Consider the following 24,253-nt stretch of genomic DNA (forward strand, 5'->3'; position numbering starts at 1 on the left):
GTCATCATGCGTCAACCTATGGTTGACGCATGACGGAATCCGATGCTTCCACGACGCCCCGACTCCAGTTCGACCAGCCGGTCCGACTCGACGAACTGATCGCCGGCATCAGCCGGGCCGACGACGACCGCCTCGCGCAGCTCAGCAACGCGGTCGTCGTCGGCGACCACCTCGGCGAACTCGCCGACCATCTGATCGGCCACTTCGTCGACCAGGCCCGCCGCTCAGGCGCGTCCTGGACCGAGATCGGCCGGGCCATCGGCGTCACCAAGCAGGCCGCCCAGAAGCGGTTCGTGCCGAAGTCGCCGAACGAGCCGAACGACCTCGATCCGCAGCAGGGCTTCAACCGGTTCACCCCCGAGGCGCGCGACGTGATCGTCGCCGCCCAGAACGAGGCCCGCGCGGCCGGCAACGACGAGATCTGCACCCCGCACCTGGCGCTCGCCCTGCTCGCCGCGCCCGGCACGCTCGCCGCCCGGGCGCTCGCCGCGCAGGTCACCGACCTCGACCAGGTACGTCGGCAGGCAACCGCCGCCCTGCCGCCGCCCGTCGATCAGGTGCCCGAGCTGGTCCCCTTCGATGCCCACGTCCGCAAGGTGCTGGAGCTGACCTTCCGGGAGGCGCTGCGGCTGGACGACCGGGTCGTCGGCACCGCCCACGTGCTGCTGGCACTGCTGGAGTTCACCGCCGGCACCGGGCCACTGGCCGATCTCGGCATCACCAAGGCCGCCGTCGAGACGTACCTGCGCGACGTCCCGTCGCGCGACGACACGGCCTGACCAGCCGGGGCGACACAGCCGGACCAGCCGGGCCGGCGCGGTCTCGGACCAGCCGTGGGGCCGGGCGGCGCCCGGCTGGTCATTCCTGCCCATCGGGCGGTCGCTGCCGAGGAGCGAGGGTACGGGTGTCGCGCAGCTCGAGGTAGGGCTCGCGGTCCCCGGGATGCCCGGCGGCGATCGCCCGACCGCGTTCCAGTTCGGCGTCGACCTCACCGCCGAGCAGGATCGCGATGTTGGTCAGCCACAGCCAGACCAGGAAGACCACGACTCCGGCGATGGTGCCGTACGTCTCGTTGTAGGACGCGAAGTTGGCGACGTAGAACGCGAACGCGGCGGAGACCAGCAGCCAGAGCAGCACCGCCAGGACGCTGCCCGGACTGATCCAGCGGAACCCGCCGTGCCGGGCGTTCGGCGTCGCCCAGTACAGGATCGAGAACATCAGACTGACCAGCACCACCAGGACCGGCCACTTGACGATGTCCCAGGCGGTGACCGCCGCCGGCCCGACGCCGAGCAGCTCGCCCGCCTGCGCGGCGAGTTCCCCGGTGAACACCACGATCAGCGCGCTGGCGATCAGCATCAGCCCGATGACGGCGGTGACGCCGAGCCGGATCGGCAGGGTCTTCCAGATCGGCCGGCCCTCCGGCACGTCGTAGACGGCGTTGGCGGCCCGCATGAACGCGCCGATGTAACCCGAGGCCGACCAGAAGGCGGCGAGCAGACCGACGATCGCGACGACCCCGGCCGTACCGCCGTTGTCCCGGACCTGGTCGATCGCCTGGTCGAGGAACCCGCTGATCTCGCCCGGCGTGACGTCGCCGATCACCCCCTGGACGTCGTCGGTGGCACCGTCGCCCAGCAGCCCGAGGGCCGCGACCAGGACCAGCAGCCCGGGGAAGATCGACAGCACGCCGTAGTAGGTCAGCCCGGCCGCCAGGTCGGGGATCGCGTCGGCGGTGAACTCACGGACCGTCCGCCGCGCCACCGCCCGCCACGACGAACCGGACAGATCGGTGGGGCTCTCCGGTCCCTCGTCCGGCCCCACCGGCGGACGGTCCGCCCGGACCGCGGTCTCCTCCTCGGCAGGCACCGTCGGTTCCGGCCGCGGCGGGCCGTCCGGGCGCTCGGGTGATCCCGCCGTACGCGCAACTGACATCGCCATGACCTCCGGTTTCGTCCTGCCGGAGGTCATGCCCAGCCGCAGTGCCGGTCAACCGTGTCGGACGCTGTCGGAGCTGCTGACCCGCGCCCGAGCCGTCAGGTCTGGACCGGACGGGTGGTGGCCGCGGCGGCGGCGTACACCGTCATCCCGAGCACCCCGGTGTCCAGTTGGCCGTCCCGGCTGACGGTGAACCGCCACCGGTCCTGGCGGCTCTGCCCGAGGACCACCACCACCCAGGGGGCGTGTGGTTGGGCGACCAGGTCCTGCACCCAGGTGGCCTCCTGGCCGGACGGGGCCGAGGCGAGGAAGAGCACCCCGACGGTCTTCGGCGCCTGCGTCAGCGCGGCATCGACCTCGACCAGCGCTTCGCGGGGGGTGCCCACCGACAGGATCCGGCCGTTCGTCGCCGCCTCACGGACCCCGCCGATCACCACCTGGACCCCGTCCGCCCACGGACTCGCCGAGAGCTCGGCGGCCCAGGCCAGCACCAGTGCCCGGGCGGCGGCCCGGTCACCGCCGACGCTCACCAGGCCGCCGGCCTCCCCGAGGTTCACCAGCTCCCGTCGCCCGTCACAGGTGCCGAGGGTGACCAGCCGGGGGCAGGGCGGGGGGATTCCCGGCAGGAGTGGAAGCTCCTGCGTCGCCCGCAGGGGCGCGGTCCACACCCGTCCGGACTCTCCCGCCGTCCACGGCACGACCGGGTGCGGGTCGGCGACCGACAGCCGCAACGTGATCTGTTCGTCGTCGAGCGACACCCCGTACACGTGGGGGACCGCCCGGTTGGTGTGCGCGCAGCCACTCGCCAGCACCCGCAGCGCGCGGTCGACCGTCCAGCCTGCGGCGATGTCCAGGTACCGGGTGTCGGCAGGGGCAGCCGGCCTGCGCTGGCGCAACCGGCCCAGCACCCCACCGGCTGCCGGTCGGGCGTCGTCCCCGCCCGCCGCCGATCCACCGGAGCTGGTCGCGGCCGCACCTGCGGACCTTCCGGCAGCGGCCGGGACCCGGGTACGTCGCCACCACCAGAAGCCGACGCCAGCGGCCAGCAGCAGTACGACGGCCGCGAGTGTGACCGGCAGCACCGGCAGGCCGCCGCTGTCCTCCTGCCGGGCGTCGGTCGTCGGCGCGGTGCTGGCCGACGGCGACCCGACCTGGGGCCCGCCGGCCGGCGGTGCCGCCACCGTCGGCAGCGCACCGAACTCGACCCCCTCGCCCTCGGCGTCCTCGGGCACTTGCAGGATCCAGTTCGGTGAGATCACCGCCGGATCGGTCAGCCGGTTGCCGTCGGGCTGGAGCCGACCCTCGTTCAGTTCGAAGATCTCCACGGCGCGGTTGCCGTCACCGAGGAATCGCTCCGCGATCGCGAACAGGAACTCCGGCTCTCCGTTGAAGCTGAGCTGGACCCGGTAGTACTTGACCGGCCCGGTCGGCGGTGCCGGCTCACCCGACGGGCCCGGTTCATCCGACGGGGTCTGCTGCGCGAGCGGTGGCGCGGCGACGGTGACCGATGCCGGCCCGGCCGCCACCGCCGGCCCGCCGGTCACGGTCGGTACACCGATCCCCAGGGCGGCAAGCAGCAGACCAACGCCGATCAGCCGGACCACGGCGTCACCTGGCCGTCGCGCACCGTTGCCCGGCCTGCCGGCAGTGCAGTCAGGCAGCCCCGCACCGTGGCCCGGTTCGCGTCGCCGCTCGCGGCGTACTCCGCCGATGGCCGTGGGGTGCGGGGGGAATAGATTCATCGTGAGGTCTTCCCTGTGACTGGTCGTCGGATGCGGGACGCGGCGGGGACGGGCCGCTGCGCTACGGTTGGTCCGCGATCGAACCATTATCGATGCCGGCGCGGACCAGCTGTGGTACACCCCCGACTCCGGTCCCCGCCCGAGTCGGTCATCGGCGGCCGGAGGACCCCCGTGCGCTTGTTCCTGACCATCGTCGACCCGTACGGGGACACGGTCGACGCGGTGCTGACCGCCGACGGCCAGACCCGGGTGGCCCAGATCGGGCAGGCGGCACAGACCCTGCTGCGTGACGCCCGGGACCGCAGCGGCGGGCCGGCCGGAACACCACCACTCTACGTGGACGGCACGTCGCTGGATCCGAATGCGACGTTGGTCGAGTCCGGCCTGCGCGACGGTGCCGTGGTCAGCCTGGACACGCCGGCCGGCAGCCCACCGGCGGAGCGCGCCGGCCTGCTGGAGATCAGGATGGTCGCCGGCCCGGGAGTCGGCGGCTTCTTCCGCATCGGGGTCGGCGGTGGGGAACTCGGCAGCGACCCCGGCTGCTGGGTCACCGTACCGGACCGGAACCTGGCTCCGGTCGCGGCGAACCTCGGCGTCGACATTCGCGGCCGGTGCTGGCTGGACCCGGCCGGTGACACCCCGTTGCACCTCGACGGGGAGCCGGTCGCCGAGCGGACCGAGTGGCGGCCCGGCCAGCAGCTCGCGGTCGGCGAGTCGTTGCTGGAGCTGGCCGAGTACACCCGCCCTGACGCGGCGCTCGTCCCGTCCGCCGACGGCATCGGGCTGGACTACAACCGTCCGCCGAGGATCCGGCCGCCCCGGCGGCAGACCCGGTTCCGGCTCCCGGCGTTGCCCAAGGAGCCGCCCCGGTCCCCGCTGCCCTGGCTGCTGGCCCTGCTGCCGCTGGTCGCCGCCGTGGTTCTGATGCTGCTCACCGGCAGCCGGACCCTGCTGCTGCTCGCCCTGCTCAGCCCGCTGTCCATCGTCGCGAACCATGTCATGTCCCGCCGGCAGGGCCGCCGGTCGCACGCCGAGCAGCTGCGGGAGTACCGCGAACGGAAGGAGCGGATCGAACGGGACGCGCGGGAGGCCTTCGCCCTGGAGCGGATCGAACGGCGTACCGGCTGCCCCGACCCGGCGCTGATCGCGGTCACCGCCACCGGCCCCCGGCGGCGGCTGTGGGAACGGCGCCGCCGCGACGAGGACCACCTGCTGCTGCGGGTCGGCATCGCCGACCTGCCCGCCGAGGTGGCGCTCGACGATCCGGAACAGGACGAACACCGGCGTACGGTGCACTGGACCGTCGCCGACGCACCGGTCGCGCTTGCGCTGCGCGAACACGGCGTGGTCGGCTACGCCGGCCCGGGGGACACCGCGCGGGCGCTCGGCCGCTGGGCGGTCATCCAGACCGCCGTCCTGCACAGCCCGCTCGACGTGCAGATCACCGTCCTCACCGACCCGCAGGCCGGCCCGAGCTGGGACTGGATCCGCTGGCTGCCGCACGCCCGACCGGCGGGGTCGGGCGGACCAGCCGTCGCCGTCGGCATCGACGCCGACTCGGTGGGCCGACGGGTCGCCGGCCTGCTCGAACTCATCGAGCAGCGGCGCACCGTGCGCAACGAGACCGGTGCCGCCGGGTTCCGGGAGCCCGACATGCTGGTGGTGCTCGACGGTTCCCGCCGGCTACGGTCGCTGCCCGGCGTGGTGCAGCTGCTGCGCACCGGTCCCGAGGTCGGCGTCTACGCCCTCTGCCTCGACGCCGACGAGCGGCTGCTGCCGGCGGAGTGCCAGGCGGTGGCCGTCGTCGAGGCAGAGGGCCTGCGGGTCTCCCGCTCCGGCGCCGACAACCTGGTCGGGGTACGCCCGGAACTGCTCTCCGCTGCCTGGTGCGGCTGGCTGGCCCGTCACCTGGCGCCGGTCCGCGACGTCAGCGACGACGAGGACGACGCGGCGCTGCCCGCCAGCAGCCGGCTGCTGGAGGTGCTCGGTCTGGACCCGCCGGACGCGGGTGCCGTCGCCGCCCGGTGGAGTGTGCGGCCACGTAGCACCGCCGCCGTGGTCGGCGAGTCGTTCGACGGTCCGTTCGAGATCGACCTGCGTCGCGACGGGCCACACGGCCTGATCGCCGGGACGACCGGCGCCGGCAAGTCGGAACTGTTGCAGACCGTCGTCGCCGCCCTCGCCGTGGCGAACCGGCCGGACGCGATGACCTTCGTCCTGGTCGACTACAAGGGCGGAAGCGCCTTCGGTGACTGCGTACGGTTGCCGCACACCGTCGGCATGGTCACCGACCTCGACGAACATCTGGTCCGTCGGGCCCTGGAGTCACTCTCGGCGGAGCTGCGCCGCCGCGAGCACCTGCTGGCCGCCGCCGGCGCGAAGGACATCGAGGACTACACGCGGGCGGCCGACCGGCAACCGGACGCCGCACCGCTGCCGCGCCTGCTGATCGTCATCGACGAGTTCGCCTCGATGGCCCGGGAGTTGCCGGACTTCGTCACCGGCCTGGTCAACATCGCGCAGCGTGGCCGTTCCCTCGGCATCCACCTGCTGCTGGCCACCCAACGGCCCAGCGGGGTGGTCTCCCCGGAGATCCGGGCGAACACCAACCTGCGGATCGCGTTGCGGGTCACCGACGCCGGGGAGAGCCAGGACGTGCTCAACGCCCCCGACGCCGCCCGGATCGCCAAGAGCACCCCCGGCCGGGCGTACGTCCGGCTGGGCCACTCGTCGCTGGTGCCGTTCCAGGCCGCCCGGGTCGGTGGCCGCCGACCCGGTGCGGCCGAGAGCGACGGCCCACCCCCGCCCGAGCTGCGCGTCCTGCGCTGGGGCGACCTGGACCGGCCGATCGAGACGGCACCGACCGCCCGGGCGGAGGGGCAGGACGAGATCACCGATCTGCAGGTCCTGGTCGAGGCGCTGCGGCAGGCGGCCGTCACGGCTGGCGTGCCGCCGCAGCACAGTCCGTGGCTGCCGGCGCTGCCCACCTCGGTCCAGCTGGCCGAGCTAAACCCGCCGCCGGGCACCGCCGGCCGACCGGCACCTGCCCCGTACGGGGTGGAGGACCACCCGGCCCAGCAGCGCCGGCGTACCGCCGTGGTGGAGCTGGCCCACTTCGGACATCTGCTCGCCGCCGGTGCCCCCCGGACCGGTCGATCCCAGCTGCTGCGTACTGTCGCCGGCTCGCTGGCCAGCACCCACAGCTGCGCCGACCTGCACCTGTACGGTCTGGACTGCGGCAACGGGGCGCTGCTGCCGCTGGCGGCGCTGCCGCACTGCGGCGGCGTGGTGGTCCGTACCGAGGTGGAGCGGGCGGTCCGGATGATCCGCCGGATCGCCGAGGAGATCCGCCGCCGGCAGTCGGTGCTGTCCGCTGGCGGGTACGCCGACATCTCCGAGCAGCGGGCCGCCGTACCGGCCGCCGACCGGCTCGCCCACCTGGTGCTGCTGATCGACCGCTGGGAAGGTTTCCTGACCTCCCTGGGGGAGCTGGACGCCGGCACCCTCACCGACGAGATCTTCGGGTTCCTGCGCGAGGGGGCCAGCGTCGGCGTGCACCTGGTGATCACCGGGGACCGGTCCGTGCTGACCGGACGGATCGCCACGTTGACCGAGGAGAAGCTGTCGTTCCGGCTGGCCGACCGGGCCGACCTGGGGCTGATCGGGCTGCATCCGCGCAACCTGCCGGAGGAGATCCCGCCCGGCCGGGCGTTCCGGGCGGAGACCGGGATCGAGACCCAGGTGGCGCTGCTCGCCCCGGACCCCAGCGGTGCGGCGCAGGCGGCGGCGCTGGCCGAGATCGCCCGCAACAGCTCCGAACGGGACGCCGACGTCCCGGCGTCGCTGCGGCCGTTCCGGCTCGGCGAGCTGCCGGGCCAGATCGAGTACGCCCGGGCGGTGACCCTGCCGAGGGCCGGCACCGGCGCCGGTTGGCTGCTCGCCGGCGTCGGCGGGGACCAGTTGACCGCGTACGGACCGGACCTGGCGACCGGCGTACCCGCGTTCGGGATCGGCGGACCGGCCCGGTCCGGGCGTAGCACCATGCTGATGACGATGGCCCGCGCCGCGATCGACGGCGGCCAGCAGGTGATCGTGCTGGCGCCCCGGACCTCACCGGTGCGTGAGCTCGCCGGCACGCCGGGCGTGGTCGCCGTGCTCACTGGCAGCGACGTCAGTGAGCAGGAGTTCACCGGTGCGCTGGCCGGGCTCGGCGGTCGGGGTCTGGTGGTGGTCGACGACGCGGCGACGTTGCGTGACTGCGGTGCCTCCGGGGAACTGCGGGACCTGATCCGCAACGGGGAGAGCCGCCACCTGGGCCTGATCTACGCGGGCGACCCGGAGGACCTCGGCGCCGGGTTCAGCGGCTGGCTGGTGGACGCCCGGCGCAGCCGCCGGGGCGCTCTGCTGTCGCCGCAGAACCGTACCGATGGTGATCTGGTCGGACTGAAGCTGCCCCGGACCGCGGTCGGGCAACCGGTGCGGCCCGGCCGGGCACTGCTGCACCTGGGCGACGGCGAGCCGATCCTGGTCCAGGTGCCGCTGTGACTCCTCGCGTGCCGACGCCGCGCCGACCGGTCGGCGGTCCTGCCTGCCCGCCCTCATCGGGTGGGCAGGCAGGACAGCCGATCCTCGGTCCTACTTGCGCAGCGCCTTGGCCAGCTCCTCGTCGGCCTGCTGGAAGGTGTCGGCGGCGGCGGTCAGGTACTTGCCCATCCCCTCCAACCCTTCGGCCATCTTGGTCGCGCCCTCGTTGAACTCGGTGTACGACTCGTCGAACTGCTTGCTGGAGGAGTCGGTCACGTACCCGCCGTTGACCAGGTTGTTGACCATGCTGCGCAGCTCGACGAGCTTGCTCATGATCTCTTCCTTGCCGCGGGTGAGCCGGTTGGCCGCGTCGCGCATCTCCTGATACGTGACGTTGACGTTCGCCATGTCGGATCCCTTCTGTCTGTCGCCGGTGGCCCACCTCGGGCTCCACCGGTGGCACCTAGGAGACGGCCGGTCGGCCGGTGAACTGGAACGTGCCGGTGACGGCGTCGAAGAGGTCGAACAGTTCGGCCTCCAGCGCCAGCACCGGGGAGGTGCCGGTGATCAGGGCGACCTGTTCGGGGGAGGGGCCCGGCAACGGCACGAAGGTCTGCATGACGATCGACCGGACCCAGCCGGCGCCCTCGGGCGCGGTGATGTCCTCCACCCCCCGGGTCCGGGGGACCCGACCGAGGCCGGGCAGCTGCACCTGCTCCACGTCACGCCAGATGCCGTCACCGCCCCGGCGGGGGATGCCGGTCAGGTGGGCGGCTACCGCGTCGGCGCCGGCCTGCTCGTCGGGCACGGTCACGATCGAGACGGTGACGGTCGCTGTCAGCACCGCCCCGCCGAGGCCCTCCACCATGGTGGCGCAGAACCGGGCCCCGCCGTCGTACGCCGCACGGGCCGCCTCGCGCAGCGCGCGGGACAGCGCGGCGCGGTGCGCGAATAGCTCCGGCACCTCGCGCAGCCGGGCGGTGACCAGGTCGTTGATGGCGTTGTTGCGGACGTCGGGATGCAGCTCCAGCTCGTACCAGTTGGCTGGCACGGTGATCGCGAAGCCGGTCGGGGTGGCCGGCGCGGTGGCCTCGTCGGTGCGGACTCCGGTCATCAGCCCGTGCTCTCCCGTAGCTCGCGCGCCAGGTCGTCGTCGACCCCGCGCAGGTTCTCGACCGCCTGCCGGGTCGCCTTGATCAGACGCTCACAGTTCTTGTCGACCCGGCCCCGGCCGTCGCGCCAGTGTGACTCGAAGTGGGCGAGTGCGCCGTCGACGTCCGGTCCACCCAGCTCGCCTTCGAACTCGCGCATCCAGGAGCGGGCACTGTCCATGCCGGCCCGGATGGTCTCCAGGTTCGTGGCGAACTCGTCCAACCCCTGCAGGTCGACGGTGAGCCGGTCGGCGCTCACACGGGCCTCCGTTCCGACCGTCGGGTGCGTCCCTCCGGGAGCATCTCCACGGGTACGCCCTCCGGGTACGCCCGGAGGATTGACGAGGCCAGGGTACCGCTGTTTCACCGCCGTCGGCCAAGGCCCAGGTGCCGCCGGTCGGCAACGCCTGCCCGGTAGTCTGCCGGTCGAAGGCCTGTCGTCGTGTACCGTCCGGACCCAATCGTCGTCAATGTGCGGTCACTGGTGGTCGTCTGGAGCCGACACACGCGACACTGGACGTCGACGGTGCCCCGGGGAGGCGACATGGCGAGACCCACGGACTGGTGGGTGCTGGACCTCGACGGTGACCCCACCCCCGGCGATCCCGCCCGGTTGCGGATGCTCGCCACGCGGTTCCACGACTTCGCCGAGACGGCCTACCGGGCGAAGCGGGCCGTCGAGTCGCTGCAGGGTGACGGGGCAGTGCTCACCTGGGTCGGTCTGTCGGGCGACGCGTTCCGTGAGCAGTTCGGTGAGTTCCCCGGCCAGGTGCACAAGCTCTACCAGTCGCATCTCATGGTCGGCGACGCGCTCGACGCGTACGCGCCGCAGTTGGAGCGGGCCCAGGCGATGGCGGACCGGGCGCTGGCCGACGGCCGGCAGGCCCGCGACCGGGTCGATTCACTGAGCGGGCAGCTCGTCACCGCCGAGTCCGGGTTCACCGCCGCCACCGGTGTCGCGGACCGGCTGCAGCGGGAGAGCGAGGCCCCGGAGGCACCCGACCCGGACCAGGTCCGGCAGGCGGTGCGCGACGCCGAGGCGGCGCAGCAGCGGCTCGCCGCCGTACGCGGTCAGGCCAACGCCGCCGCGCAGGAACTCGACCTGGCCAGGTCGCTGGCCGAGCAGGCCCGTCAGCTGCGCGACGGCGCAGCCCGGCAGTGCCAACGGGAGATCCACGAAGCGTCCGATGTGGGGATCCAGCCGCGCTCGTTCTGGGAGAAGCTGCGCGACGCGTTCAAGAAACTCTGGGACATCATCTGCGAGATCGCCAAGTGGGTGGCGCTGGTGGCCGGCGTGATCGCGATGATCATTGGTGGGCCGCTTGCCTGGGTCGCCCTGGCGGCCGGCGCGATTCTGCTGGTCAAGGCGATAATCGACTTCACCCAGGGGAACGGATCCGTGCTGGATCTGGTCTTCGGCATCCTCGGGGTCATCCCGGGGGTGAAGGGCCTGACCAGCATCTCCAAACTCACCGCCCTCTACAAGGCCGGCGGGGTCAAGGAGATCGCCAAGGCGACGCTCACCGGGATGAAGAACCTGCTGACCGGCATGGTCACCCTGGTCAAGACCGCCGGCATGGGCGCGGTCACCATCTCCAAGCAGATCGGCCACGGGGCGGCCACCGTCATCGGCACGATCAAGTCCGGCGCGGTCGCCGTCGACGACGCGGTCCGGCAAGGGCTGGCCCGCCTCGGTGAGCTGATGCCGACGCCCGGGCCGAGGCTGGCCGCCGACGGCCCGATCCTCGCCCCGCCGATCATCCCGCCGCCCCGGTCGGTCCCCCGGTACGGCGCCCCGGCCCCCGGCGGCAGCACCGCCGCCGCACCGAAGACCTTCGCGGACCGGTTCACCGACCTCGACGTCGCCCGTCACCAGCAACTGACCACCGACATCGCCCAGGTGCGGTCCAAGTACGCGAACCAGCTGCAGACCGGCACCGCGAAGATCGACGCGGACCATGCCCAGAAGATCAAGGTCGAGACCGCCCGGATCGACGCGGACGCCGCCAAACGGCTGACTGCTGAGCGCACGGCGTTGACCGACAAGCTCAACCAGGATCTGGCCGCCGCCCGTCAGCCCCTCGCCCAGGCGGATCAGAACGGGCTGAAAATCGCCGACGACGCGCAGCGCAAGATCGACGAGTACGCCGCCGAGGCCCCCGGGGAGCTGGACCGCTTCAGGAACGACCGGTTCGCGTTCTACCAACAGGAGTTCAACGCCGGCCGGCTGGACGATGCGACCGCGACGGCCCGGTACACCCAGGAGGTCGACCTCAAGAAGATCGAGCTGGAGAACGGCCACCAGCAGATGGTCGCCCAGCGGCAGGAGTTCATCGACAACTACCACAACATCGAACGGCCCAACCTCGTGCAACAGCAGAACGCCGAGGAACTACGGCTGAACAACGAGTTCACCAAGGCCGAGAAGGACCTGCCGGCGCGGGTGGAGGCGGACCGGCTCGCCGAGATCAACGTCGTCACGAGTCAGCTCGACGCCGCCAAGGCCACCGACCTGTCCAATTTGCAGCAGAGCGTGCAGGCCGCCGAGTCGGCGGAGATCGCGCAGGTCACCCAGCAGGTGAACAACAGCTTCGACCAGCAGGTCGCGGCCCTGGACACCCAGTTGGCCAACGCCTCCTCGATGACCGTCAACCTGCCCACCAACAAGACCGTCGATCTCATCTTCTCGAACAGCGGCAACGCTGCCGACCTGGGCACCTACGTCCAACGGAACTTCGGATGGGTCGATCAGGTCAACCCGAACTTCACCCATGCCGACGTCAACTGCACGCTCTGCGTACAGAGCGTGGACAAGGCGTTCGACACCGGCGGTGCGGCGGTCACCCCGGTGCCGAAGATTCCCACCACCCGACCGCTGTCCGACATCGAAGCCAACTATCCGCACATGCCGGGCTTCCAGCAGCACCAGTCGGTCGAGCACATGCTCGCCCACGTCGACAACCTGCCGGCCGGTTCCCGGGGCATCGTCGGGATCGTGCACAACGGCAGCGGTCACGTGATGAACGTGGTCAAGGACAACGCCGGTAGGATCGTGATCGTCGACGGTCAGAGCGGCGGCCTCGGCCTCGTTCCTCAGCTCGGCCCCAAGGACGAGTTGCATTTCATGCAGACACATTGACCCGGCGGCCACGTGGACAGCCGGGCAAGCCGCCCCCGCAGACGAGGACGAGGTTCATGGACGTACGACAGGCCCGGGAGCGCGCGGAGGCCAAGCTGGGCGAGGTGCAGGATCCCCAGGTGCCGCTGCGGCTGGTCGACCCGGACGCACCCGTCGACCGTGACTGGTGCTGGCTGTTTCCGTTCAACTCACAACGCTTCCTGGACTCCGGCGAGTTCGGCTCGATGGTCGCCTCCGGCCCGATCGTGGTGAACAAGGACGGCAGCGACGTCTGGGTCGCGAACTCGGGCTTCCCCGTGGAGAAGTGGCTCAACCACTACGCCGCCGACCACGGCTATCCGGCCCTGCCGCTGCCGGAGTCCAAGCCCTTCGGGTCCTGACCCCGGCGGTCCGGACCGGCCGCACGGTCCTCGATCCGACAGTACGGCGGCCAGCCGAGCGGTAGCGTCGACCTCCCCTCAGCCTCCGGGAGTCCACGATGCACAGTTTCGTCGCTTCGGCCCGCCCCTGGCTGGCAGCAGGTCTGCTGGCAGCACTGCTGCTCGTCGCCGCCCCGGCGCCCGCCGCGTCGGCCGTACCTACCACATCCGCCGTACCCGTCACGTCGGCCGGCACGGTCGCCGCCGCCGACACCGGGTCACTGACCACGAGCGTCCGCGACGCCGCCACCGGCGCGCCGGTGCGGGCCTGCGTCAACCTCGTACCGCTGGACCGGGACCGCTACACCGGGGTGACCCTCGGCGGCACCCAGCTCGGCCGGCACTCCGGCTGCAGCGGTGAGCAGGGCGACATCGTCGTCGAGGGGGTGGAACCGGGTCGCTACCAGCTCTTCGCCAGGCCGTACGACCAGCAGCTGCACGGCCTGCAGTGGGTGGGCCGGTTCGGCGGCACCGGGCAACGCCAGCACGCCGCCGTGGTCCGCGTCGCCGCCGGGGCCACCGCCACCGCGCCGCAGATCCGGCTCGACCCGCCGGGCAGCGTCACGGGCACGCTCACCGACTCCGTCACCGCAGCGCCGGCCGCCCGCGTGCACGTGACGGTGGTCCCGTTGGTGCCGCACCCCAAGTACACCCCGGACGAGCCGGCCACCGACAACGCCGGCCGGTACACGGTCACCGGACTCGGCCCGTACCGCTGGCCCCTGCAGTTCTTCGGGTCGCCGTTCTATGCGGTCCAGTGGTCCGGAGGCGTCGGCAACGTCCGACGGGCGCAGACCGTGCAGGTACGGGCGGGCCAGACCGTCACCTTCGACCAGACCCTGCGGGCAGCGACGACGATCAGTGGCAAGGTCATCATCGACGAACTCGGCAACTACAGTCCGCTGCTCGCCTTCAACGTGGTCACCGGCGACCTCGTGGGCGTCGAGTACCCCGGTGACACGTACCAGCTGCTGGTGGTGCCCGGACAGGTGGTCAAGCTGCGCTGTCACTGCGGCCACGGACCGGGCAAGTGGCACCCGACGGGAACGGCGTTCAGCGACGCGGCACCGGTGCCGGTGGGCCGCAACCCGATCGTCATCGACTTCGACCTGACCGGCACCGGCTGACGGGTCTGCGGGCGGCACCGGCTGACGCCGCCGGTGCCGCCGGTCGTCAGCTCGCTCCGCAACGTCAGCCCGCTCCGAAACAGACGAAGGCAGCGGCGGTGGCGTGCACCGCACCGTCGTCGGCGTACCGGCCGGCCTGGAAGGCCCGCTGCGCGCCGGCGAGCGCCACCGCCGGCCCGTCCCCGGCCCGCATCCGGCGGTGCAGTTCCAGCATCAACTCGGTGGTCAGGTCGGCCGGCACCGGCAGCACCGTCGCGATCAGGCAGCGGGTGCCCAGCGCCAGCAGCACCGCGGTGAAGCCCATCACCTCGTTGCCGGGGCGGACCCCGGCCAGTCCTGAGTCGCAGGCCGACAGTACGACGACGCCGGGTGGGCTGGTCAGCCGCTCCAGTTCGTAGGCGGTCAACGGCCCGTCGGCCAGGTCCAGCGTCGAAAAGAGCGGGTTGTCCGCCCGGAACCGTCCGTGCGCGGCGATGTGCGCCAGGGCCGCGCCGTTGAGCGCGCCGGTCACCGTGTCGGCGGTGGCGGCGGCTCCGGTCAGCAGACGGGAGCCGGGCAGCGCCGCGGCGAGTTGCCGCACCTCGGTCTCGGCGGCCGGCAACCGCGGCCCGGCCACCAGCACCGCCGGCCCGTCGGCTGCCGGGGTGTGCGCTGCGCCGGTCTGCCGACCGGCGGCCCGCAGCCAGGCCGTCGCCGACGGTGCCACGGTCACCGCGCGGCCCGCGCAGGTGGACAGGCCCGACCACGGTACGGCGTGCAGTTCGCCGATCGGCACGATCACCAGCGGCCGGTCGGTGATCCGGTCGCGTACCGGATCGAACAGTTGTCGGTCCAACGCGGCGGCGGTGTGCGCGACCCCGGCCCGCGCGTCGGCTCCGGCCCGTGCCTCGGCCCCGACCCCAGCCCGTGGGTCGCCACCGTCGCCGGGGGTGACCAGCCGGCGCAGCCCGAACCGGTGCAGCCGGGCCACCCGGATCGCCTCGGTCAGCGGCCCGAGGTCGTGTAGCGTCGGCTGGCCGTCGCGGACCGCTACGGCGAGCAGCCGCTCGCCGTGCGCGACCAGTTCGAGCAGTACGGCGTCGCCGAGCGCGGTGGCGATCTCGGCCACCGCCGGTGGTGCGGACAGTTCACCGCCGCCGTTGACCCCTCTGGCGAGTTCCCGGATCCGTTGCTCCAGGCGGGCCTGGCTGCCGCGCAGCGCCTGCACCGGGTTGCCGGCCAGCAGGGCGTCCTCCAGCGCGGTGCTGACCATCCGTAGTTCGGTCAGTGCGGTGGCCAGTTCCGGGTCGGGCGGCGGGGAGACCCGCCGCATCCGCAGCGCGTTGGCCCGCCACCGCTCCGCCCAGACCAGGACCTGCGCCGGCGCGCCCCGCCGGATCGCGATGTCCAGCCCTTCGGCGGCCAACTCCTCGCCGAAGGTGGCGCTGTGCGCCCGTAGCTCGGTGGCGCCGAGCGAGGTGCGGTGCCCGTCCAGCACGGCGAGGCCGCTGCGCAACGCCCGGGCCGCGCCGGACTCGTCACCGGCCAGCCGGTGGCGCAGCGCCAGGGCGTACCAGCCCTGGGCGCGCCGGGGTGCGGTGCCGCGTCGGCGGGCCTCCGAGGCGACGGTGAGCAACTCGCCGGCCCGACTGTGCCGGCCCAGCGCGACGGCCAGCCGGGCGGCTTCGATCCGGCTGGTCAGCGCCGGCCCGGGCCAGCCGGTGGCGTCGAGCTGGTCGGCGGTGCGCACCATCGCGGCGAGCAGCGCCGCCGACCGGTTGCCCTGGGCGTACCCGGCCCGCAGCTCGACGTGTCGGGCGAGCGTCGCCCAGGCGCGTCGGCCCTGCCGGCGGAACCGGCTGCGGGCCGCGGCGGCGGTGTCGGCCGCGGTGGCCGGGTCACCGGCGAGCAGCGCGGCCCGGGCCTGGGCGAGCAGTGCCTCGGCCAGGTCGGAGGCCATCCCGAGCCGGCGCAGCTCGGTCACGGCGGTGCCGGCGACCGCCACCGCCTCGTCGATCAGCGGTACGGACAGCAGCAGCTCGAAGCGGTCCAGCAGCAGCGCCGGGCGGGGTACGGCGAGCCGGCGGTACTCGGCGTCCACGGTGGCGAAGCAGTGCAGCGCGCCGGCCACGTCGCCGCGTTGGCCGGCGGCGATGCCGCTGTTCCACCGGGCGTCGGCGGCGGCCAGGTCCAGCCCGAGCTGGCTGAAGATGGCGGCGGCGCGGTGCAGGTCGTCGTCGTGGCCCTGATCGGTCCGCCGGTCCCGGTCGGGCCGTCCACCGGAGTGCCCGTTCGGCGGGCTGCCGGTACGGCTGTCGGCGGGCACGTCGAGGTGGACGTTGAGCAGCCCCCGGTTGTTGCGGGCGCGTGCCTCCAGCAGCGGGTCGCCCTCCCGTTGGGCGATCTCCACGGCCAGGTCGTAGTCGCGGACCGCCTCGTCGAACCGGCCCCGGTAGTGCAGCACCACGCCGCGCTGCATCCGGGCCCGGCCGGCGTCCGCTCCGGTCAGCTGAGGTAGGGCGAGGGTGACCGCCCGCAGCGCGGCGGTGGTCCGACCGGCGCTGGCCAGGACGTACCCGAGACTCATCCGGGCGAGTGCCCGTAGCCGCGCGTCGTCTCCGGCGCGGACCGCCCGGCGCAGGTGGCGTGCCGCGCCCGGCAGGTCGCCCAGCTCGCGCAGGGCCAGGCCGATGGCGCGTTCCGCGGTGGACCGGGCGCGGGCGTCCGGTGTGTCGGCGAGCACCTGGTGGGCGATCGAGATGGCCTCGTGCGGGTAGCGCTGGACGGTGTCCAGGGCCCGCTGCGCCAAGTCGACACCGGAATCGGTGCGTTCGGCCATGACAGAGAGAATTCCCCACCTGTGCACCCCGGGTCAATCCCGGCCTCCTGGGGTCGGTCACTTAATTGACTTCTAACTATGCTTTGAAATAATCGTGTCGGACCCGTAACCTTCAGTGGTCGCCCTCCGTGGTGTCGACCCCGTCTCCCACCGCCTGGAGGTCAGGTGTCGCCCGACCACCACCCCGTCGTGCCGGGTTCGCCCGGGCAGGTTTCCCGCCGGCGTCTGATGGGGTGGTCCGCGCTGGCCGCCGCAGCGCTGCCACTCGGCGCGTTCGGGTCGTCCGGGCCCACCGATCCGACCGGGCCCACCGGGTCGCTCGATCCGGTCGACGGCCGCGCCGGTGGTCAGGGCGACCGGGGCCTCGACGAGAGCTACCAACGCGCGTTCCAGGAGATCGTGGCCGCCCACCCGGCCGTACGCCGGCACACCGTCGCCGGCACCGAGTTCCTCTACCGCCCCCGACAGTTGCTGGTCGCCCCGGCCGACGTCGACCGGGTGGCGGCACGGCTGCGCGCCGACGGCCACCGGTTCACCGTGGACGCCGGGTTCGCCCGGGTCAGCCGGCTGCGTTTCCAGCAGGAGACCGCCATCCCGGCCGTGGTCGACAAGCTGCGCGACCCGCGCCAGTGGCCGGACGGGCGGGTGCCGCAGGTGCAGCCACACCACGTACTGCTCGGGTTCGGCAACATCATGGGCAACCCGGGCGGGCCGCCCCGCAGCGCCCCGGCCCTGCCGCCGCCGGACCCGGCCCGGCTCGGCGAAGGAGCCGGTGTCACCGTCGGCGTCTGCGACACCGGCATCTGGCGGCAGGCCGGCAGCGTGCACCCGGTGTGGCTCGGCGGCAGCTACCTGCCCGAGCCGGACGACGAGGACCCGCTCTACCTCAGCGGCACCCAACTGGCGATGCAGGGCGGGCACGGCACGTTCGTCGCCGGTGTCGTGCGCCAGGCCGCACCTGGGGTACGGGTCGACCCGGAGGCCGCCCTGGACGCCAACGGCATCGGCGACGAGGAGGGCCTGGTCGCCGCGATCGGTCGGCTCAGCCCGGAGGTCACCATCGTCAACCTCTCCCTCGGCTACTTCACCCAGGACGACCAGCCGCCGCTGCCCCTGGCCAACGCGCTCGCCGCGCTGCCCGCGACGACGGCGGTGGTCGCCGCCGCCGGCAACGCCGGCACCAGCCGTCCGTCCTGGCCGGCGGCGCTCGACCGGGTGCTCGCCGTGGCGGCGGTCGAGGCGGGCGGCAAAGGCCCGGTACCGGCCAGCTACAGCAGCCACGGTCCCTGGGTGGCCGCCAGCGCGTACGGCGACCGGACCAGCACGTACGTCGACGGCCAGCTTGTCCTGCCCGGCCAGCCGGTCCTGCCGTTCCAGGGCTTTGCCGCCTGGGCCGGCACTTCCTTCGCCACCGGACACGTCTCGGGCCGGCTCGCCGCCCTGATGACCGGCACCGGGCTGGACGCGGTGTCCGCCGCGGCGGCCCTGACCGCCGGCCCGGCCTGGCACCCCGATTACGGCGTGCTGGTCGGATGAACCGGCCCGCCGCCGCCGGGGGCCACCGCGACGCCAGCGAGGCGGACCCCGGTGAAGCCGTCGCGGACCTGGTCTCCGCCGCCGCCGCAGGCGACGAGACCGCCTGGGCGGGGCTGGTCCGCCGCTACGCGCCGCTGGTGGCGACGGTGATCCGCCGCCACGGGCTCGATCCCGCTGACGCCGCCGACGTCAACCAGACGGTCTGGCTGCGGCTGGTCGAGAATCTCGGCCGGCTGCGGGAGTCGTACGCGCTGCCCGCCTGGCTGGTGACCACGACCCGCCGGGAGTGCCTGCGGATGCTGCGGCTCGGCCGGCGGACCCAGCCCTTCGACCCGTACGACGAGTCGGTCGACGCACACGTCGGAGCGCTGCTACTGGTCGACCCCGCCACTCCCGACGAGGACCTGCTGCGCGCCGAGCGGCGTCAGGCGCTGCGCGACGCGTTCGCCGAACTGCCGTCGCGCTGTCGAGAACTGCTCGCACTACTCGTCGCCGACCCGCCGGCCAGCTACCGTGAGATCGGCGAACGACTCGGCATGCCGACCGGCAGCGTGGGTCCCACCCAGGCCCGATGCCTGGCCAAGCTGCGCAACTGTGCGGCGCTCGCCGCCTACATCGGCCCCGCACCGAGCGGGGTGGCACCGGGCAATGGAGGTGAACGCGATGCGGCAGTGGTCACCAGACAGTGACGACGCGCTGTTGATCGAGCTTGGTGCCGCGCTGCGTGACTCCGGGCCGGTGTCGGAGCAGTTCATCGACGCGGCGTTGGCCGCGTTCAGTTGGCGGACCGTCGACGCGGAACTGGCGGTCGCCGAGTTGATCTTCGACTCGGCCTGTGACCGGGAACCGGCCGGGCTGACCCGTTCCGCCGCCACCGACCGGACGATGACCTTCCGCTCCGGCCCGGTGGTCCTGGCGATCGAGGTCACCGCCACCGGCGTCGTCGGCCAGCTCTCCCCGGCCGGTCCGGGCCGGATCAGCGCCCGGTCCGCCGCCGGGCAGTACGCCGACGTGCCGGTCGACGAGCTCGGGTTCTTCTCGATGGGCGTACCACCGGCCGGCCCGGTGCAACTGCGCGCCACCAGCACGACGTACAGGGTCCGGACCTGCTGGGTCAGCCTGCGCTGACCCGGCAGATCCGGACCCTGTCGGAGCGTCAGGTCACGGGTCCCGGACGTGACCTGACGCTCCTGCCCGGCACCGTGGCTACCGTTGCCGCTTGCCGACCGTCACGTCGTAGCGGACCCCGCCCAGGTCGGCCCGCTCCTTGCCGGTGATGTCCCGACCGACCTGCGTGACCAGTACGGCGATCGGCTTGTCCGTCGCTGTGGTCGCGGTGAACAGCAGCCGCATGGTCAGTCGCTCGTTGCCGCGCAGCACCAGGTTGTCCAGGCTGGCCTGGCCCGGCTCGACGATCTCGATCTGGTTGCGGCCCGCCTCGCGGATGCCCTTGCCGGCCATGCCGCCCTCGACCCAGCGGGCGAACAGCGTCGGCCCGAGATCCACCACCAGGCGCCCACCGGCGGTACGCAGCGGGGCGCCCTCCTGGGCGAAGACCACGCTGTTGCGGGTCGGCTCCCGCAGGACGTTGCCGATGGCGAACGGCCGTTCCTCGGTCGGCCCGTTGGGTGCCAGCGCCACCGAGTCCACGTTGCGCCAGGCGATGTTGTTGTTGTTCCGGGTGTTCTGCGGGGTGTCCGGGCCCTCGACGGTCATCGGGTCGTTGGCGGAGATCCACCGGGTGAGCAGGCAGAAGTGCCCCGGCCCGGGGACCCCGTTCCACGGGATGGTGACCGTGGTGACGCCCGGGGCGACCGACACCGAGGTCCAACCGATCTCGGTCCAGTCGGTGGGCCAGGACGCGCCGCCACCCGGAGTGGTCCGATAGACGTGCAGTTCGCCCTGCTCGGTCACCGGGTTGCCGTACGGCCCGGGGTTGCGCAGCTTGACGAAGATGTAGTTGGTCTGACCGATGATCGGGTTCTGGCTGACCGCACACTCCACGGCGGTGTTGCAGACCTTGATGTCCGGGCTCTGCCAGATCGAACCGATGTTGTGCGGCTGGAGCCCGATGTCGGACGAGTTGTCCATCATCCAGACGTCGGCGGCGGTGCTGGCGGCGCCGCTGTCGGTCGACCGGTCGAGCGCCGCCGCGCTCGCCGAGGTGACCGGGAGCAGCAGCGCCAGGGCCGCCACGCCGATCAGGGCGAGCGAGGACCGACGTACGCGTGGTGTCAGTCGCGTGGACAAGGTTTCCTCCCGAAGGTAGGAGTGCGGCGACCGGCGTGGTGCCGACGGTCGCCAAGGTGGACACTCATACCGAGCGGGATCGATGTTCAGAAATACCTTGGGTGCGCCGTGCTCATTGTCAGATGGCGCACATTGACCCGAAACCAGGATGAGCCGGCTGCCGGTGGCGCAAGCGCCTTGGCCGACAGCTCAGGATTCGGTGCCGGTGCCGGTGCCGTCCGGGGCGTCGACCGGCGTCGCCAACTCGGCGGCGAGCCCGTCGAGGAACTCGTCCACCTGCCAACGGTCGTATCCACGCAGAACGGTCGGGAACCTCGAGTCCCGGATCCTGCCTGCGGCGGTGACCCGACGCTGGTCGCCCGGAGGCGACGACAGGGCCTCACGGCCCATGCGTATCACCTCGTCGACGGCAGCCGGGTCGTACCCACGCAGGACCACGGTGAAGTCCAGGTCCACTGCGTCGGTCCCGCGCGACGGGCGCGCGTCGACGAACCGGTCCCCGGCGTACCGGGTCAGGGCCTCGGCCACCTGGTCGGGCGACTCCACGACGTCGCCGAGGTCGAGCAGCACCGCGCAGCCGCCGTCGTACGCCGTACTGCTGGTGGTCGTCGGCAGACCGACGTCCGCTCCGCCAGCGGGTGCCAGTAACAGTCGCGGCGAGGGTCGGTCGCCGCCGGCCGCGCCCGGCGCGGGCTGGTCGAGCACGACGGCCTGCACGTCGTCCCACGGCACCGAGCGGGTGGCGCCGCCACTTCCGAAGGTCAGGCCGTCGGGTCCGATCCGGAACCGGAACGGCCGGACCGCGCGGACGATCAGTACGCCGAGGACGGCCGCCCCGCCGACCCACAGCAGGATCCGTGTGGTCCAGCCGATCGGCAGGCACAGCAGGACAAGAGCGGCAACGATGAGCAGGGCCACACCTGTCGCGATTGCGCCCCGACGCTTGTGCAGCTCCACATCGTCCTCCTGAGTCCGGCTCGCGTACCTCTGCCGGCGCACATCGTAGAAGGCATCGACAAGGCCGCGCCGGTGTCGCTGGGCCGAGGAAGGTCGTGGTCCTGACCGGAACCGGCCGAGCTTGCGCAGCCATGGAACCCTACTGGTGCGCTGCGGGGTGCGCCGCTGCCAAGCTGCGCGACGCGGCGCGGGTCGTTGCGCCGACGCTCGGGCGAGGAAGGTGGGTCGTGGCCGAACCCCAGCGAAAGGCCGTTCCGCTGCGTCGGACCCGGGGGTACCGGCTCCTCGTGTGGGCCCTTCGCTGTCAGCCGGTCGCTCTGATGCTGGGCGGGCTGGCGGTGGCGTCGACTGGTGTCGACGTTGCGGTCCTGACGGACATTCTTGCGATCTGCCTGGCGGCCGTCCTGATCCCCACGGTGGTGCTCGGACTCACCGGGATGATCATGTTGTACGCGGGCGGGCTGATGCCGCGTGACATCAACCGCCGGCAGGCGATGGTGGGCATGCTGTGGCGAGACGCCGTGAGTCCCCTCAGACGACGCTGACCGCCAGGGCGTACGCCGTTCGATGCGCTCCCGACGTGGGGTGCCGACGGTGGCGAAGGGCTGCGCCCCGCCCCGGCCCCCGGTTGACAAGTGGAGGCTGTCTCCATATTTTGGATGTGGAGACAGTCTCCGGTTATCGGGCATGGGGTGCCGCGTGAAGATCTTGATGTTCGGCCGAGGCGTGATCGCCGTGGCGTACGGCTGGGCCCTGGAACGGGCCGGGCACCACGTCGAGTTCTACGTCCGGCCGGGTCGGGCAGCGGCGTACGGCGATGTCGTCGATCTTGATCTGCTCGACGCGCGGCGGCGGCCGTGGGGAAAGCGGGTCACCGAGAGCTGGCCGGTCCGCTACCGCGAGTCGCTGGAGCCGGACCACGACTTCGATCTGATCGTGCTGAGCGTGCAGCACTACGGCTTCGCGGAGGCTGCGGAATTCCTGGGGCCGCGCGCAGGCGGCGCCACAGTACTCGTCTTCAACAACCTGTGGGTCGAGCCGCTGACCGCGACCGAGCACCTCCCCGCCGACCAGGTCGCCTGGGGCTTCCCCGGGGCCGGCGGCGGCTTCGGCGACGACGGGGTGCTGCGCGCGGCGCTGCTGCCCATGGTCTTCTTCGGCACGCTAGACCGGCCGCCGACCGAGCGGGAGCGGGCCGTGCGCCAGGTGTTTCGCCAGGCGGGGTTGCGGATCCTGGAGAACTCCGACTTCCGAGGCTGGCTGGCCGTCCACTTCGTCCAGAACGCCGGACTGCACACGCAGAGCCTGAAGCTGGGCTCCCTCTCCGGGCTGGCGACGGGCCACGTACGCGAAGCGATCCTCGCCACCCGCGAGCTGCTGCCGCTCGTCGAGGCCCGTGGCATCGATCTGCGGCGGCATCGGAAAGAATTGCTGCCGTTCCGGGCTCCCATCTGGCTGGCGGCACCGGCACTCGCCTGGCTGTTCGGCCACTTCCCGCCGTCGCGCGCGGTGATGCAGGCCCACGCCAACCCTGAGGAGCTGCGCGCGGTCTGCCGCGACACCCTCGCCGAAGCGCGCCGGCTGGGCGTCCCAGTGCCCCGGCTGGAGGCGGCCGAGCCCTACTTCGCCGGCGAGAGGACGATCTGACGGTCGTCGTGAGCTGCGCGGCGGCGAGAAACGTCGCCGTTCAGCGTAGGGCCAGCAGGTCGGCGCTGTCGGCCCACAGGGCGTCCCGGGCGTCGTCGCTGCGGGCCAGCCGGGACGGGGTGGTCCAGGTGAGTCGGTTGCCGACGACGCGGGCGTAGTAGTGCCCGGGCGGGGCCGCGACGGTGCCGAGGGTGAGGTCGGTCAGGGCTGCGGCGACCGCCGTACGGCTGTTGAACCGGGGCATCAGTCGGGTCGTGCCGCCGAGCAACCGCCAGGTCAGCCGCAGGGCCGGCGGGGTGTCGCGGAGCAGCCCGGTGCCAGGGGTGGGTCCGGGGTCGAACACCAGGACCCGCCAGTGTCCGTCGCGGGCCTCAGGCCGGGCGGCCAGCGCCCGCGCGGTCAGGATGTTGCACAACTTCGACGACGTGTACGCGCGACCACCGGCCGACCGTGGGTCGGTGTCACGCTGCGGGTCGGTCTCGGGGTGGGCCAACAGGCGGGCGTCCGCGTGTCGTGGCGGCGTCGGCAGGAACGTCCTGAGGTCGGGGTCGTGGGTGCCGCTCGTGGTGAGGATGACCGTCGCCTTTGGACCGAGGTGGGGCATCAGCAGCCGGATCAGCAGGTAGTGCGCGAGGTGGTTGACCGCGAAGGTGGTCTCGAAGCCGTCGGCGGTGCGTCGGTCGCCGGTGCGGAAGCTGAGGCCGGCGTTCAGGACCAGGGCGTCGATCCGGGTGCCGTCGAGCCGGTCGATGACGGCCTGTGCGAAGGCGCGCACGCTGTCCAGCCGGGCGAGGTCCAGGGACAGCGCGTCGGGGTCGGTCGAGTCGGTGCTGCGGGAGCCGGACAGGACCCGGGCTCCGGGTCGTGCCGCCAGCCGGGCCCGGGCGTCCGCACCGAACCCCGAGGTGCCGCCGGTCATCACGGTGGTCGTCATGGCCCAGGACAATATGAGTAACTCACTCATGTTGTCAAACGGAGTGTGTGACTCATGATCGCCTGGTGGAT

General features: G+C 72.6%; 19 protein-coding genes. 10 read left to right on the forward strand and 9 right to left on the reverse strand.

All coding sequences use genetic code 11. The features are described 5' to 3' along the window. The first annotated feature begins 29 nt into the window (after positions 1–29). Positions 30–779: a Clp protease N-terminal domain-containing protein gene (locus ACN28F_RS23415; RefSeq protein WP_289210042.1), complete on the forward strand. Its 750-nt coding sequence runs from the start codon at positions 30–32 to the stop codon at positions 777–779. A 79-nt stretch (positions 780–858) separates the two neighbouring features. Here ACN28F_RS23415 and ACN28F_RS23420 read toward each other — a convergent pair whose 3' ends face one another. Continuing rightward, positions 859–1,869 (reverse strand): YihY/virulence factor BrkB family protein, encoded by a 1,011-nt coding sequence (locus ACN28F_RS23420; protein WP_289210043.1) that lies wholly within the window; start codon positions 1,867–1,869, stop codon positions 859–861. A 167-nt stretch (positions 1,870–2,036) separates the two neighbouring features. Beyond that, a complete protein-coding gene (locus tag ACN28F_RS23425; RefSeq protein ID WP_421359718.1) occupies positions 2,037–3,542 on the reverse strand; it encodes a hypothetical protein in 1,506 nt (501 codons plus the stop codon). Positions 3,543–3,851: 309 nt separating this feature from the next. Between ACN28F_RS23425 and ACN28F_RS23430 the strand changes: the two genes are divergently transcribed. Further along, complete coding sequence (locus ACN28F_RS23430) at positions 3,852–8,225, forward strand: FtsK/SpoIIIE domain-containing protein (protein WP_289210045.1); 4,374 nt, start codon at positions 3,852–3,854, stop codon at positions 8,223–8,225. Positions 8,226–8,315: 90 nt separating this feature from the next. On the opposite strand, the gene ACN28F_RS23435 is transcribed toward ACN28F_RS23430, so the two are convergent. Genes ACN28F_RS23435 through ACN28F_RS23445 form a run of 3 tightly spaced genes read right to left on the reverse strand, consistent with a single transcriptional unit; the run spans position 8,316 to position 9,614 of the window. Continuing rightward, positions 8,316–8,612: a WXG100 family type VII secretion target gene (locus ACN28F_RS23435; protein ID WP_282228933.1), complete on the reverse strand. Its 297-nt coding sequence runs from the start codon at positions 8,610–8,612 to the stop codon at positions 8,316–8,318. Between the two features lie 55 nt (positions 8,613–8,667). Beyond that, complete coding sequence (locus ACN28F_RS23440) at positions 8,668–9,318, reverse strand: hypothetical protein (RefSeq protein ID WP_289210046.1); 651 nt, start codon at positions 9,316–9,318, stop codon at positions 8,668–8,670. Beyond that, the gene (locus ACN28F_RS23445) at positions 9,318–9,614 is read right to left on the reverse strand and encodes a hypothetical protein (RefSeq protein ID WP_282228931.1); all 297 of its coding nucleotides are present in this window, start codon (positions 9,612–9,614) and stop codon (positions 9,318–9,320) included. Before ACN28F_RS23445 ends, ACN28F_RS23440 begins: the two co-directional genes overlap by 1 nt. Before the next feature lie 285 nt (positions 9,615–9,899). On the opposite strand from ACN28F_RS23445, the gene ACN28F_RS23450 reads away from it, so the two are divergent. The 3 genes from ACN28F_RS23450 to ACN28F_RS23460 all read left to right on the forward strand — a co-directional run bounded on the left by ACN28F_RS23450 (position 9,900) and on the right by ACN28F_RS23460 (position 14,040). Beyond that, a complete protein-coding gene (locus ACN28F_RS23450; protein ID WP_289210047.1) occupies positions 9,900–12,494 on the forward strand; it encodes a putative T7SS-secreted protein in 2,595 nt (864 codons plus the stop codon). 56 nt (positions 12,495–12,550) lie between these two features. Continuing rightward, positions 12,551–12,874 (forward strand): YrhB domain-containing protein, encoded by a 324-nt coding sequence (locus ACN28F_RS23455; RefSeq protein WP_289210048.1) that lies wholly within the window; start codon positions 12,551–12,553, stop codon positions 12,872–12,874. Between the two features lie 98 nt (positions 12,875–12,972). Further along, on the forward strand, positions 12,973–14,040 hold the full coding sequence (locus ACN28F_RS23460; protein WP_421359720.1) for a hypothetical protein: 1,068 nt from the start codon (positions 12,973–12,975) through the stop codon (positions 14,038–14,040). Positions 14,041–14,104: 64 nt separating this feature from the next. On the opposite strand, the gene ACN28F_RS23465 is transcribed toward ACN28F_RS23460, so the two are convergent. Continuing rightward, positions 14,105–16,858 carry a CHAT domain-containing protein gene (locus ACN28F_RS23465; protein WP_421359722.1) on the reverse strand — a complete coding sequence of 918 codons (2,754 nt, stop codon included), beginning with the start codon at positions 16,856–16,858 and terminating at the stop codon, positions 14,105–14,107. Positions 16,859–17,023: 165 nt separating this feature from the next. Between ACN28F_RS23465 and ACN28F_RS23470 the strand changes: the two genes are divergently transcribed. The 3 genes from ACN28F_RS23470 to ACN28F_RS23480 are packed head-to-tail and all read left to right on the forward strand — an operon-like array spanning position 17,024 to position 19,522. Then, positions 17,024–18,394 carry a S8 family peptidase gene (locus tag ACN28F_RS23470; protein WP_289210051.1) on the forward strand — a complete coding sequence of 457 codons (1,371 nt, stop codon included), beginning with the start codon at positions 17,024–17,026 and terminating at the stop codon, positions 18,392–18,394. Then, positions 18,391–19,083, forward strand: a complete 693-nt coding sequence (locus ACN28F_RS23475; RefSeq protein ID WP_289210052.1) for an RNA polymerase sigma factor — start codon at positions 18,391–18,393, stop codon at positions 19,081–19,083. The genes ACN28F_RS23470 and ACN28F_RS23475 overlap by 4 nt, the downstream gene beginning before the upstream one ends. Then, positions 19,058–19,522 (forward strand): hypothetical protein, encoded by a 465-nt coding sequence (locus tag ACN28F_RS23480; RefSeq protein ID WP_289210053.1) that lies wholly within the window; start codon positions 19,058–19,060, stop codon positions 19,520–19,522. The genes ACN28F_RS23475 and ACN28F_RS23480 overlap by 26 nt, the downstream gene beginning before the upstream one ends. A 78-nt stretch (positions 19,523–19,600) precedes the next feature. Here ACN28F_RS23480 and ACN28F_RS23485 read toward each other — a convergent pair whose 3' ends face one another. After that, positions 19,601–20,644 (reverse strand): hypothetical protein, encoded by a 1,044-nt coding sequence (locus ACN28F_RS23485; protein WP_289210054.1) that lies wholly within the window; start codon positions 20,642–20,644, stop codon positions 19,601–19,603. Between the two features lie 189 nt (positions 20,645–20,833). After that, positions 20,834–21,601: a DivIVA domain-containing protein gene (locus ACN28F_RS23490; RefSeq protein WP_421359724.1), complete on the reverse strand. Its 768-nt coding sequence runs from the start codon at positions 21,599–21,601 to the stop codon at positions 20,834–20,836. Positions 21,602–21,828: 227 nt separating this feature from the next. Here ACN28F_RS23490 and ACN28F_RS23495 point away from each other — a divergent pair, with 227 nt between their 5' ends. Beyond that, positions 21,829–22,146: a hypothetical protein gene (locus tag ACN28F_RS23495; RefSeq protein ID WP_289210056.1), complete on the forward strand. Its 318-nt coding sequence runs from the start codon at positions 21,829–21,831 to the stop codon at positions 22,144–22,146. A 154-nt stretch (positions 22,147–22,300) separates the two neighbouring features. Further along, positions 22,301–23,248 (forward strand): ketopantoate reductase family protein, encoded by a 948-nt coding sequence (locus tag ACN28F_RS23500; RefSeq protein WP_289210057.1) that lies wholly within the window; start codon positions 22,301–22,303, stop codon positions 23,246–23,248. A gap of 40 nt (positions 23,249–23,288) precedes the next feature. On the opposite strand, the gene ACN28F_RS23505 is transcribed toward ACN28F_RS23500, so the two are convergent. Next, positions 23,289–24,182: an SDR family NAD(P)-dependent oxidoreductase gene (locus ACN28F_RS23505; RefSeq protein ID WP_289210058.1), complete on the reverse strand. Its 894-nt coding sequence runs from the start codon at positions 24,180–24,182 to the stop codon at positions 23,289–23,291. Between the last annotated feature and the right edge of the window lie 71 nt (positions 24,183–24,253).

Origin of the sequence: Solwaraspora sp. WMMA2101 (assembly GCF_049179175.1) — a bacterium.
GTDB lineage: Bacteria > Actinomycetota > Actinomycetes > Mycobacteriales > Micromonosporaceae > Micromonospora_E.

What these genes read in the sequence shown, in the direction of transcription:
- ACN28F_RS23505 (WP_289210058.1), bottom strand. Translation starts at nt 24,182, where the DNA reads ATGACGACCACCGTGATGACCGGCGGCACCTCGGGGTTCGGTGCGGAC.
- ACN28F_RS23415 (WP_289210042.1), top strand. Translation starts at nt 30, where the DNA reads ATGACGGAATCCGATGCTTCCACGACGCCCCGACTCCAGTTCGACCAG.
- ACN28F_RS23465 (WP_421359722.1), bottom strand. Translation starts at nt 16,858, where the DNA reads ATGGCCGAACGCACCGATTCCGGTGTCGACTTGGCGCAGCGGGCCCTG.
- ACN28F_RS23460 (WP_421359720.1), top strand. Translation starts at nt 12,973, where the DNA reads ATGCACAGTTTCGTCGCTTCGGCCCGCCCCTGGCTGGCAGCAGGTCTG.
- ACN28F_RS23455 (WP_289210048.1), top strand. Translation starts at nt 12,551, where the DNA reads ATGGACGTACGACAGGCCCGGGAGCGCGCGGAGGCCAAGCTGGGCGAG.
- ACN28F_RS23435 (WP_282228933.1), bottom strand. Translation starts at nt 8,612, where the DNA reads ATGGCGAACGTCAACGTCACGTATCAGGAGATGCGCGACGCGGCCAAC.
- ACN28F_RS23480 (WP_289210053.1), top strand. Translation starts at nt 19,058, where the DNA reads ATGCGGCAGTGGTCACCAGACAGTGACGACGCGCTGTTGATCGAGCTT.
- ACN28F_RS23475 (WP_289210052.1), top strand. Translation starts at nt 18,391, where the DNA reads ATGAACCGGCCCGCCGCCGCCGGGGGCCACCGCGACGCCAGCGAGGCG.
- ACN28F_RS23450 (WP_289210047.1), top strand. Translation starts at nt 9,900, where the DNA reads ATGGCGAGACCCACGGACTGGTGGGTGCTGGACCTCGACGGTGACCCC.
- ACN28F_RS23440 (WP_289210046.1), bottom strand. Translation starts at nt 9,318, where the DNA reads ATGACCGGAGTCCGCACCGACGAGGCCACCGCGCCGGCCACCCCGACC.